Source organism: Paenalicyclobacillus ferrooxydans (assembly GCF_001399675.1).
GTDB lineage: Bacteria > Bacillota > Bacilli > Alicyclobacillales > Alicyclobacillaceae > Alicyclobacillus_B > Alicyclobacillus_B ferrooxydans.
Genome location: NZ_LJCO01000058.1, coordinates 82,996 through 94,467 on the forward strand (window position 1 = coordinate 82,996; position 11,472 = coordinate 94,467).

10 protein-coding genes are annotated in these 11,472 nt (G+C 52.7%); 7 read left to right on the forward strand and 3 right to left on the reverse strand.

What is annotated here, in order from left to right:
* Positions 1-46: 46 nt before the first annotated feature.
* From glpX to solA (AN477_RS14380), 3 genes are all read left to right on the forward strand, one after another.
* Positions 47-1,012 carry a class II fructose-bisphosphatase gene (gene glpX, locus AN477_RS14370; protein WP_054969854.1) on the forward strand — a complete coding sequence of 322 codons (966 nt, stop codon included), beginning with the start codon at positions 47-49 and terminating at the stop codon, positions 1,010-1,012.
* The gene (gene rpiA, locus AN477_RS14375) at positions 1,009-1,755 is read left to right on the forward strand and encodes a ribose-5-phosphate isomerase RpiA (protein WP_054969855.1); all 747 of its coding nucleotides are present in this window, start codon (positions 1,009-1,011) and stop codon (positions 1,753-1,755) included. Before glpX ends, rpiA begins: the two co-directional genes overlap by 4 nt.
* Positions 1,756-2,680: 925 nt before the next feature.
* Positions 2,681-3,808: an N-methyl-L-tryptophan oxidase gene (gene solA / locus AN477_RS14380; RefSeq protein WP_054969856.1), complete on the forward strand. Its 1,128-nt coding sequence runs from the start codon at positions 2,681-2,683 to the stop codon at positions 3,806-3,808.
* 248 nt (positions 3,809-4,056) lie between these two features.
* On the opposite strand, the gene AN477_RS14385 is transcribed toward solA (AN477_RS14380), so the two are convergent.
* Complete coding sequence (locus AN477_RS14385; protein ID WP_169787903.1) at positions 4,057-4,779, reverse strand: IclR family transcriptional regulator; 723 nt, start codon at positions 4,777-4,779, stop codon at positions 4,057-4,059.
* Between the two features lie 257 nt (positions 4,780-5,036).
* On the opposite strand from AN477_RS14385, the gene AN477_RS14390 reads away from it, so the two are divergent.
* The 3 genes from AN477_RS14390 to AN477_RS14400 all read left to right on the forward strand — a co-directional run bounded on the left by AN477_RS14390 (position 5,037) and on the right by AN477_RS14400 (position 8,828).
* On the forward strand, positions 5,037-6,386 hold the full coding sequence (locus tag AN477_RS14390) for an MFS transporter (protein WP_054969858.1): 1,350 nt from the start codon (positions 5,037-5,039) through the stop codon (positions 6,384-6,386).
* A gap of 41 nt (positions 6,387-6,427) precedes the next feature.
* Positions 6,428-7,555 (forward strand): N-methyl-L-tryptophan oxidase, encoded by a 1,128-nt coding sequence (gene solA, locus AN477_RS14395; protein ID WP_054969859.1) that lies wholly within the window; start codon positions 6,428-6,430, stop codon positions 7,553-7,555.
* Between the two features lie 88 nt (positions 7,556-7,643).
* Positions 7,644-8,828 carry an NAD(P)/FAD-dependent oxidoreductase gene (locus AN477_RS14400; RefSeq protein WP_054969860.1) on the forward strand — a complete coding sequence of 395 codons (1,185 nt, stop codon included), beginning with the start codon at positions 7,644-7,646 and terminating at the stop codon, positions 8,826-8,828.
* Between the two features lie 609 nt (positions 8,829-9,437).
* Here AN477_RS14400 and AN477_RS24575 read toward each other — a convergent pair.
* Positions 9,438-9,596 (reverse strand): hypothetical protein, encoded by a 159-nt coding sequence (locus AN477_RS24575; RefSeq protein ID WP_157061981.1) that lies wholly within the window; start codon positions 9,594-9,596, stop codon positions 9,438-9,440.
* A 369-nt stretch (positions 9,597-9,965) separates the two neighbouring features.
* Here AN477_RS24575 and AN477_RS14410 point away from each other — a divergent pair, with 369 nt between their 5' ends.
* Complete coding sequence (locus tag AN477_RS14410; RefSeq protein ID WP_054969862.1) at positions 9,966-10,514, forward strand: hypothetical protein; 549 nt, start codon at positions 9,966-9,968, stop codon at positions 10,512-10,514.
* A 213-nt stretch (positions 10,515-10,727) separates the two neighbouring features.
* On the opposite strand, the gene AN477_RS14415 is transcribed toward AN477_RS14410, so the two are convergent.
* The gene (locus AN477_RS14415) at positions 10,728-11,108 is read right to left on the reverse strand and encodes a S8/S53 family peptidase (protein WP_054969863.1); all 381 of its coding nucleotides are present in this window, start codon (positions 11,106-11,108) and stop codon (positions 10,728-10,730) included.
* Positions 11,109-11,472 lie beyond the last annotated feature (364 nt).

Here is an 11,472-nt window from a genome sequence, read left to right on the forward strand (position 1 = left end):
AAATTGTAAAAACCTTGACTAGAAAGATTGACGGGAGTGTCTAAGGATGGAGAGAGAACTTGCCCCGGAGATTGTTCGCGTGACCGAGCTTGCTGCACTGCACAGTGCACGCTGGATGGGACGCGCCCAGAAAGAGGAAGCCGACAGGGCTGCCACGGAAGCGATGCGCGAGATGTTCGATACGGTTTTGATGGACGGCACGGTGGTGATTGGAGAAGGAGAGATGGACGAGGCACCAATGCTTTATATCGGTGAGAGGCTCGGGACTGGTGTGGCGCCGGAATTAGATGTCGCGGTCGATCCGCTCGAGGGCACCGAGGTCGTCGCCCGCGGCCAGGCAAATGCCATCGCGGTGGTTGCCGTCGCCCCGAAGGGAACCCTGCTTCATGCACCCGATATGTACATGGACAAGATTGCTGTCGGTCCTCGTGCACGCGGCAAGGTTCACCTTAACCGGAGTGTGGCTGAGAACCTGAAGGCCGTTGCCGAGGCAAACGAAAAGGATATCTCGGAAGTGGTGGCCGTCATCTTAGACCGACCTCGCCACGAACAGCTCATTCACGAGGTACGACAGGCTGGTGCGCGTATCAAATTAATCGGCGGCGGGGACGTAGCTGCAGCCATCAACACGGCCTTCCCCGAAGGCGGTGTGGATATCCTGCTTGGCAGCGGTGGAGCCCCAGAAGGCGTTTTAGCCGCATGTGCGCTGAAATGTCTTGGCGGTGACATCATGGGACGGCTGCTGCCAGAGAATGACGAGCAGCGGCAGCGCTGCGCGGATATGGGGATTGTGGACCTTAGTCACGTCTTAATGATGGACGAATTGGTATCTGGAGACGATGCTATCTTTTCTGCAACGGGCGTCACAGACGGCGAATTTCTTCACGGTGTTCGTTTCCTCTCGAACTCCAAAGCGCGGACGCAGTCGATTGTCATGCGCGCTAAAACTGGGACCGTTCGTTTTATCGATGCCACGCACGATCTCAAGAAAAAAGCAGGCTGGGACCTATGAACAAGAAGCAGACAGCCGGACAAAAGGCGGCAGAGTGGATCAAGGACGGGATGAAGGTCGGGCTAGGCACGGGAAGCACGGTGTACTATACCATCCTTGAACTCGGCGAACGCCTGAAAAACGAGAGACTTCAGATTGACGCGATTCCGACCTCGAAGGAGACAGAGAAACTCGCTCAAAGCCTCGGCATTCCCCTGACCACCTTCGCGGATGTGACGCGGCTTGACGTCGTTATCGACGGGGCCGATGCGGTGACACCGACGTACGACCTGATTAAGGGCGGTGGGGGAGCACTGCTCCGCGAAAAACTCGTCGCAAAAAGCGCAGACACATTCATTGTGGTGGTGGATGATTCCAAGCAGGTAAACGACTTTAAAGGACTTCCCATTCCGATTGAGATTGTGCCTTTCGCATTTCAAACCACGATGCAGCGAATCAGCACTTTCAGCAGTGAGTTGGCCTTGCGCATGAAGAAACCCAATGCAGTCGGTGCAGTCAATGCAGTCAATGAACCGTTTGTCACGGACAACGGTAATTACGTCGTCGATGCGAAGTTTGCGCACATGGATTCCATCGGTTCTCCGGCCAAGTTACACGAGAAGTTGAAATCCCTCACCGGCGTGGTAGAAACAGGTCTTTTTACAGGTATGGCAGATATCGTTGTGGTTGGCTGCGATGAGGGAGCAAAGGTCTTCCGGAAGGTCAATGCGGACTACCACGCTGAGGCGCTGAATGACTTTTAATCTCGGCATATGTCCCGAATCGCCGTCTGTCTCCGAAGTCTCTTAAAAACAGGTGATAGCGGATGCGAGGTCCGCAGTATACTTTCAATAACCATGTCCACTTGTCGTGGTTTAAGTCGGTGTCGCCGACTTAGCTCGGGTGATTGGGTGCGCTTCGGGGGGCTTAAGTCGGTCCCGTCGACTTAGCAGGTGGCCGGTCGATCCGTTAAGTCGCTCCGAGCGACTTAACATCCGAATTTTCGTGACTTAGGTCGGTGTCGCCGACTTAGCTTCGGTGTTTGGCTGCCGTTCGGGCGGCTTAAGTCGGTCCCGTCGACTTAGCTGGAGGCCAGTCGATCCGTTAAGTCGCTCGGAGCGACTTAACATCCGATATTTCGTGGATTAAGTCGGTGGCGCCGACTTAGCTCGGGTGTTTGGCTGCCGTTCGGGGGGCTTAAGTCGGTCCCGTCGACTTAGCTGGAGGCCAGTCGATCCGTTAAGTCGCTCGGAGCGACTTAACATCTGATTTTTCGTGGCTTAAGTCGGTGTCGCCGACTTAGCTTCGGTGTTTGGCTGCCGTTCGGGCGGCTTAAGTCGGTCCCGTCGACTTAGCTAGAGGCCAGTTGATCCGTTAAGTCGCTCGGAGCGACTTAACATCCGATATTTCGTGGATTAAGTCGGTGTCGCCGACTTAGCTTCGGTGTTTGGCTGCCGTTCGGGGGGCTTAAGTCGGTCCCGTCGACTTAACTGGTGGCCGGTCGATCCGTTAAGTCGCTCGGAGCGACTTAACATCCGATTTTTCGTGGTTTAAGTCGGTGTCGCCGACTTAGCTCGGGTGATTGGGTGCCGCACGGGCGTGCTAAGTCGGTCATGTCGACTTAACCCTCGCGAGTGGGTGCGTTTCGGGGTGTAAGACAAAAGACAAATCAAAGGAGAAAATCCGCCTATGAAATCGTACGATCTCGTTATCGTCGGCGTCGGAGCCATGGGAAGTTCTGCCCTGTATCATGCCTCACGCCGCGGTCTGAAGGTCCTCGGTATTGAACGGTTCGGTGAGGTGCCACATGAACAGGGATCCCATCACGGAAGCACCAGAATCATCCGCAAGGCCTACTTCGAACATCCTGGATATGTTCCGCTTTTGCTTCGAGCCTACGAATTATGGGAACAACTTGAACGCGAAGTGGATGAGAAGCTGATCGTGAAGTGTGGGGGGTTAATGATCGGATCGCCAACAAGCGAAGTAGTCACCGGAGCCATCTTAGCCGCACAGCGACACGAACTCACATATGAGGTGTTGTCGAAGCAAGACGTGCAACGGCGCTACCCGTTCTTTGCGCTCGATGATACACAACAGGCCGTGTTTGAACCAGACGCTGGGTATCTATTTTCCGAGTTGGCCGTGAAGGCCCATGTCCAGCAGGCGATCAAGGCGGGCGCAGAACTGAAATTGGGATGCCAAGTGGCGGGATGGTCGAAGTCGGGCGATGGCGTTGAGATCCAGATTTCAGGTGAGACCGTATATGCAGACAAGCTGCTGCTCACCGTCGGCGCTTGGGCTCCCAATTTTATCGACAAGTCCAGGTTTCAAGTTGAACGCCAGGTACTGCACTGGTTCGAACCCGAGGAGGCATCCACGGCAGGGCTGCCCATCTATATTGTGGAAGAACAGGATGGATCGACATTTTACGGTTTCCCGAACATTCCTCTGCAAGGCTTGAAGGTTGCGATTCACCACGGTGGGGAGAATTGTACAGCTGACACGGTCGATCGCGTTGTTCACCCTGCAGACATCAAACGCATGCGCTTTGCCTTGTCACGCCGCATTCCTTCACTTGCGGCAAGTCGGTTAATCAAGACCTCTGCCTGTATGTACACGAACACACCAGACTTTCACTTTATCGTCGGCCCGCACCCTGAGGAAGAGAATGTCATCTTAGGGCTCGGATACTCCGGACACGGCTTCAAGTTCTCATCGGTCATGGGCGAACTGCTCGTCAAAATGGCGTTGGGCGAGAACACGATTCAGGTGCCTGAAATCTTTGCGCCTGATCGCTTTGCTCAGGCGCGCTGACGACCACGTTGACGATCACGTTGAACCGGCGAAGCGGGAGTGGTTGCAGGCTGTCGAGGCACCCTCGACAGCCTGGCCCCGATTACGTTCGTGGGGACTCTCGACAGCCGGACCGCGATTGCGCTTGTAGAAAAGTCGGGCAGCCATTAGTCAGGGTTGCGCCTGCCTTTACAGGCGGCCACACCTGGACGCGACACGCCGAGACCAAGGAGGGACGCGACACGCCCAGCGCGACAGGGCGACCAGAATCACTTTGAGCCCGCGAATGTGCTGCTGACTTCGTTGGCGATGCGGCGCACGAGTTCTCCGAAATAGTCGAGTTCGTTTCCTCCCATTCGTTCCTTAGGCCCGCCTGCCATGATGCTCGCAACGGGCACGTTTCCGTATACAATAGGCGCTGCTACGCCAAACGAATCCGGCGTCACCTCACCCAAGCTTATCGCGTATCCACGTTCACGGATATCGTGGCACTCCGAAATCAGTTGTTTTCGTTGGCTTTCGTTCTGGCAATGAATTTCTGCAAACTCGGTTATCTCATCCTCTCCGAGAAACGCTAGAATTGCTCGGCGAGAGCAACCTACATGGAGTGGCCAGCGCGCCCCCACGTATTCCACAAGGCGAATTCTTTGTGGACTTTCGATGATATCCACATAGACGCCGTAGTTGCCTTCCCGGACTGTAAGGATAGTGGTCTCCCGGGTTTCATTGGTCAGTGATTCCAGGTAGGGGTGGGTGAGTGCAATAAGACTCACCTGCTTGCGAGCCATCTCTCCGAGTCCAATGAGTATTGGTCCAAGCGACCAACGTTTGGTGACTGAATCTTGCCAGACTAATCCGCCCTCCCCGAGTTCCTTGAGCAGTCGATGGACCGTCTGACCAGGCATGTTGAGTACACGAGCTAGCTCGCTAGCTGACGTGCCTGCTTCTGCATGCCGTAATTCTTTGAGGATGGTTACAACTTTTCCTATCACCGAGTTCAATCCAACTTCACTTCCCCCATAAAAACCCATCTAAAATCTTGTTTAAATTATCTGTATATTTTATGAATATACACCTCGTCTGAAAATATAACTGAATAATGAGATGTTATCTCAATATGTGAGAAAACATTTGGGATTCGAGGTGGTAGACGGCCGATAAGCTGCGCTTACTATCGTTTGGTTCGGTTGACGACGCTGTTGCGGGAAAGAGCGTGATCGACAAATTCATCTGAAATGGAGGTGTGGGAATGAGCGGAAACTCGGTCAGTCTCGATGACGCTCCCCTAAATGGATTTCACCTGCGGGTGGCGGCATACACCACGGGGGGAATGTTTTGTGATGGGTACATCCTTGGCATTGTTGGCTACGCACTGACGCAGTTGACGCCGGTCATGCATTTAAATGCGGTTTGGAACGGGTTGATTGGTGCGTCTGCGTTAATCGGAATCTTCTTTGGAAGCCTCGTCTTCGGATGGGTGACCGATAGACTCGGCCGACAAGTTGTCTACATGGCGGATTTGGTTTTCTTCATCTTGGGGTCCGTTTTGCAGTTTTTCGTAGCAAACGCCGTTGAACTCTTCATTCTTCGTCTCATCATGGGGTTTGCCGTAGGTGCGGACTACGCACTCGGTCCAGCCCTGCTCGCCGAGTTTGTACCTCGGAAACAGAGGGGCCCAATTTTGGCTTCGCTGAACGCAGTGTGGACGGTTGGATACGTCGTATCGATGATCATCGGATATGGGCTGCAAGGTGCCGGTCCCGGTGCTTGGAGATGGATGTTAGCGAGCAGTGCAGTTCCCGCCATCATTGTTTTGTTGCTGAGACTAGGGACGCCTGAATCACCCCGCTGGCTGATCCGAAAGGGAAGAGTCGATGAAGCGCGCCGGATCGTCAAAAAATACATCGGTGAGAACGTCGACATTCATGACCTGCTCCAAGAGAAACCTGTGAGTTCAAATTATAAGAAGCTGTTCAGCAAGCGCTGGCGTTCCCGCACTGCCTTCAGCGGTCTGTTCTGGCTGTGCCAGGTCGTTCCGTATTTCGCCATCTTTACGTTCGTCCCGCAAATCTTAAAGAGTTTAAATATGACCGATCCGTTTGTCGGTTCCCTTGTACTGAATATCTTCCTGCTCATCGGCGCCGTCGTTGGTGTTGTCATCATGAACAAACTTTCACGCCGCTTTTTCACCATCTGGTCTTTTGTTGTGATGGGAGCCAGCTTGCTGATACTTGGCATATGGCCGAGTGTTGTCGGTTTGGTCATCACTTGTTTTGCCGTGTTCGCCTTTGTTGTGTCAGCCGCCGGAAACCTGGAAACCGTGTACCCTGCAGAGCTGTTTCCAACGGATGTCCGGGCTTCCGGTGTCGGTGTTTCCGCCGCCATCAGTCGCGTGGGAGCAGCAGCGGGTACCTTTGCACTTCCCGTTGCCATCAGTGCCTTCGGCCTCGGACCGACCATGTTGATTGGGGCCGCGATTCTGTTCATTGGCATGTTTATCTCCATGAAGTGGGCACCAGAAACCCGGACGCTGTCCTTAGCCCATGCAAGCCTTGAAGCTGAGCAGGCAACATCATTTGATTCTCAGATGAGCAGTTGAGTTGACTAATGCATGACTGCGAGGCGGAAGGAGGGACACATATGGATGCTGAGGTAGCTGTCATTGGAACGGGGACGATGGGGAGTATGACCCTCTGGCAACTGGCAGAGCGAGGTGTCGATGCCATTGGTTTTGAGCAATTCGGAATCGGGCATGATCGCAGTGCAGCTGGGGGAGAAACGCGGATCTTTCGCACCTCGTATCTGGAGGGCGCCGAATATGTCCCGTTGCTTCAGGCGGCAAAGCGCGAGTGGCGCCATCTTGAAGAACAGACGGGTCGTAACCTGTTGAACTTAAACGGCGGGCTTATGATAGGCGATCCCGATGCGCCCCACATGGAGAACGTGCTTCGCAGTATCGAGTGGTTCCGTTTAGAACACGAGGTACTGTCGCATGAACAAGCACAGGTGCGATACCCACAGCACCGGTTACTGCCTAATGAAATCATGATCCTTGACAAACAGGCTGGTTTTATTCGTCCCGAATACTCCGTTGTGACTGCTGCACAGCGGGCTGTCGAGTTGGGGGCAAGGGTCTACAGAAACACGAGAGTGACAGCCATTGAAGACACTGGCTCTGGAGTTCGGATTCACACCTCCAATGGTTCGTATCTGGTGGAACAGGTGATTGTGACAGCAGGTCCGTGGGTGACGTGGCTCGTTCCGGAAACCCTGCAACACATCACCGTCGAACGCTTGATTACGACGTGGTTCCCGGCGAAAACACCGGGCTTATTTTCTCCAGAACGCTTTCCCATCTTCATCCGTGTCACCAACGGATATGACTTCTCTGGCATGCCTAGCATGGACAGTTGTATGGTCAAAATCGCCATCAACACAGGTTATGACAAAGTAGCAGATCCAGACAACTTGTCTTGTACAGTAGCCCCGGCTCAGCTCGTACCGATTCAGGAGGCAGTGAGTCAGTTCCTGCCTGATGTGTATTCAGAACCAGTCCGGGTAAGCAACCACATGGATGCCTACACGACGGATCATCACGCGATTGTTGGCCGTTTGGCCCAGATGAAAAACGTGATTGTCCTCGCAGGCTTCTCTGGTCACGGGTTCAAACTCTCCCCTCTGTTTGGAAAAATTGCAGCCGAGATTGCGATAGATGGAAAAACGAATCACCCCATCACGCATTTGTCGCCGAACCGTTTCTTACTTTGAAGGGACTTGTTTTGCGCAATGTGAAAAAAGGCAGACATCCACAGTGAAGAGAGGCAAACGCGTTCTTTTCAAACACGGAGGTGGAATGATGAACACAGCGGATGTTGTGATTGTCGGAGCGGGTGTGAATGGTCTGAGTACGGCATTTCACCTTGCGAAAGCGGGCGTGAAACGAGTTGTTGTCGTAGAGCGGAGCCACTTGGCAGCTGGAGCGAGCGGCAAGTCTGGAGCCCTCGTGCGAATGCATTATACGAATGAGCCAGAAACAAGGCTTGCGATTGAAAGCTTCAAGTATTTTAGCAACTGGAGTGACATGGTTGGCGGGGATTGTGGGCTGAAGCAGGTCGGCCTGCTTGTCTTTACGCCCCCCGAATACCACCATCATCTTGAACACAACGTGGCCATGCAACAGAGGCTCGGTGCCAACGCACACATTTTGAAAGCAGAAGACGTGAGTCAGGTTGACCCGCATGTCTGGTGCGGTGACGTCACCCACGTTGCCTATGAACCAGACTCCGGGTACGCTGATCCGAATGCCACGGCTTTCTCGTTTGCCACAGCCGCAGCACATCTTGGCGTAGAGTTTCGACTAGATACCACCGTCACGAAAATATTGACGAAGGAAGGCAAGGTCACTGGTGTCGAGACAAGTGATGGTCCGATTGCGGCACCTGTCGTTCTTGTTGCGGCCGGAGCCTGGGCAAACGATCTGCTCATGCCGCTTGGCATCGACCTCGGGACCCGTCCCGCGTTGGCCAGAGTCACGCTGTTCCGTTGGCCGCCAGAGCATTCGTCAACACATATGACGTACATTGATCACATCGCGCATACGTGGATCCGACCGGAGGGAGAGAGCAGAACACTGATTGGTGCTGAATTTGGTATTCGCCGTGACGCAGATCCCCATCAGTTTTCTGAAGCGGTCGATCAGGATTACATCAATTTATGCAGAGAGCAACTGGTTCGCCGATTCCCTGTCATGCGTCACAGCACCATGCGTGGAAACTGGGCGGGTATCTTGATGGAGAGCCCGGACTCACGTCCAATTATCGATCAGATGCCGCAGTACGAGGGGCTCTTTTGCATGACAGGCGACAGCGGGACGTCTTTCAAGACCAGCCCGGCGATTGGCAAGTGCCTGTCTGAATGGATTACGGAAGGTCAGACAACGACAGTTGATCTTACACCATTTCGATCAACCCGATTTGCCGAAGGCAAGCCTTGGGTTGATGAATTCGATTACGGTTTGCGAAACTTAACGATCTCGAGGTAACGAGGTGCCTTTAACAACTGTTTTACCTAGTCACACATGAGTCACACATGAGTCACACATGAGTCACACATGAGTCACACATGAGAAATACATCCGTTATACAGGCGAATCCCCCGTACCGCAAACGATTCTAAGTTGCGGTGCGGGGGACTCTGATTAGGTTGCCAGACGCAGACTCTATTCCCTTGTCATTCCTTGTTGCCTGTTTATAGGAAAACAGCCTTAGTTCGCCTTGATCCAGGATCACGTCGCGTGATTGGGAGGCAGTCGCGTGTTTACTCACTAGGGGCGCTAAATTAAAGGAAGGCACAGGTGGTTGGCCATTGGAGTCGTGGCGAAAATTGTTCTGTTCCAGGGTACACGTTGCGGGATAGCAACGTTTACGCATGAGCTTGCCGAGGTCTGGGTGGTGTTTACGCATGAGCTTGCCGAGGTCTGGGTGGTGTTTTCGCATGTGCTTTCTGATGTCAGGGTCCTGGTCCTGTTTACGCATGTGCCTCCAGAGAGTCAGAATCCTGTCGGACGGAGAAAAGAGAAGGGGGAGTGGTATCGGATCGAGGGGATTGTGAGGCCACAAGGCATCACACCTTTCCCGAAACAACTCCCTGTTTACGAAATGTTTTTTTGGCTTTGTAAACGCTTTACTTTATTTAATGCCTCAATCGCAACGGACGATACCGTCGGATCGTGGTGCAGGGCCAGCTTCTCTAAGGCCACCAGTAAGACGATGTTCATCTCCCTGAGTCCAGCGACCTCTGTGTCTGTCATACGCATACCTCCTCTGTCTCTTTCAATATAGCGGAATTTTGAAAGAGATGTTACTTGTCGTCCTTTAAAACCCGCGCTAATACAACTCCGAACACGGCTAATAACGCCAAGCCGGATACCACCACGAAAATTCCAACCATGTTTAAATCTCCTATCGTAAAAATTCTCGAACCGTTAGTAATGTGTCCAGTATAGTCGGTTGTAATCGGATCGCAACCGGAAAATCAAAACAGCGGAGTGGCGTTCCAACGACATACATTTATCTCCAATTGGGCAACTTATGTCACGATAGTTAGCTACATTACAGATCGGACATCGATTGGAGTCATGGATTCGAGTCATGGATTGGATAAGAAAAGGGGGAGCGGTTTGAAGATTTCAATGCAGATACTCATGGCTGGCATCATTTGTTCATTGGCCTTGTCAGGGTGCGGTCGAATGGGAACGACTAATGGTAGTGCTTCAGTCTCAATCAATGCGCCTGCAAACAGGTCTGCACTACCACCTGCAAATCCAAGTCACGCAGCAAATAGAGTGGATCCGAATCACCGTACATCGGGGAACGTAACGATGGATGGCGAGAAGAATCCAGCATCTGCACAACATACCGAGATCGTAAAGGTCTTGATCAATGAACGCAATGGACTTGAGGTCATTGAGAATGATGCGCATCAAGGTCTTTGGACTGATGCGTGGAGGACGGTCAGCGTCATGAACGACGACTTTGTCCGGGCCGTTTTACCTGTACTTAGTGCGACGAAGGGAAATACATATGCAAATGGTGTTCACGGGCAACTCGATGCGCTTCGGAATGCGGTGGAGTCGCGGAATAAGGCCGAGACCTTCAAACTTGTCCAGGTCAATCGTGCGAGCTTACATGTCGTAGCGAATGCTCTGGGAGTAAGTCTGCTGAAGTAAAGCGGATTGTGTAAGGAGCGCTGGTTTCGCGTTGCGGAACGTCTGAGGCAGGCATCTTGTTTATACGGTAATTACAATGAAGAACCCAGTCTCGAAAGGAGACTGGGTTTTGAACGATCCGCTGTTTCCCCATGATAGTGCAGCTTTTTATACGGGGGTAGATCTGTGTCGAACAGACCCCCATCGAAGGCGTCTAGCTGCTTTGTAATGTGTTTACTGCCCTGATATAAAATCGGCAGTCAGCTTAGCAACATCAGGTGTTCCTAGACCGGTTGCGGGGTTATAGATTGTTCCTGCCCTGCCACTGTAATAAAGGTTGTCATTACTGGTCCCCGTCGCATCGAGAGGATTCAGCGGTGAATTTTTTTGTTGTGCAAAGCGGTAAATCTGTGGATTCCAGAAACCAATCCGCCCGCCATTTGCCGTGTTGATCAATGCAGCGATACCATTCAATTGCGGCGCCACGAAACTTGTGCCCCCCCAGCCTGCCGACCAATTGGGTAACCCCGCATTTTCATCACTGGTGCCTGAGAACAGGGTACTATAGATGGCATAGCCCGTGTAGGGGTCTGCGTTCATGGAAAGGTCTGGCATCGCCCGACCACCGTTGCTGTTGCCACCAACGACAGGGGCGTTAGGATTGAAGTTCCAATCCGTATTGTTGTCAATTGGTGTAAACCACTTTACTGCACGGAAGTGGTTGATGCCACTGACACCTTGTTGGTAACTCGGTTGCGAGAAGATATCACTGTATCCTCCGTTGCTGCCACCAAAGTTCTCCTCTGCCCACGTCTTCTCATTCGGGGCGCCAAACTGTTGCCACAGTGGGAACCAATAACATTCCTGTATACGTTAGTGAATAGGGTTTGTAGAAATAATAGAGCCTCGCTACGATGAGTGTGTGCCGGGTCATTGCCCTAAAGAACTCATGTAGGAGGCGCTAATATGAAGTCTAGAC